Annotated in this window: 1 pseudogene; it reads right to left on the bottom strand. The window is 32.2% G+C overall.

The annotated features are described in order from the left end of the window. Positions 1-211: pseudogene (locus ACTXGU_RS22490) on the bottom strand (IS5/IS1182 family transposase); the annotation flags it as partial.

The following is a 211-nucleotide window of genomic DNA, read 5'->3' on the forward strand; positions in this document are numbered from 1 at the left end:
CGGAAAGGACAAACTTTACATTTCTCAATATCAAAAAGATATTTGATTCTAGGGTTTTTATCTTGCCCCTTTCTTTCATCTATTTTCTTTTGAATGGCCATGTGTCCTGCCTTACAAACATACATCCCTGCATCTTTATTAAATTCAAATTCTTCTTCTTTTGTCCGTCTCCCATTTGTAATAAGTGGATGTAATTTAGAAATAAGTTCTA

It is taken from the genome of Niallia sp. 01092, from assembly GCF_052318935.1.
In the GTDB taxonomy this organism is placed as follows: domain Bacteria; phylum Bacillota; class Bacilli; order Bacillales; family Cytobacillaceae; genus Niallia.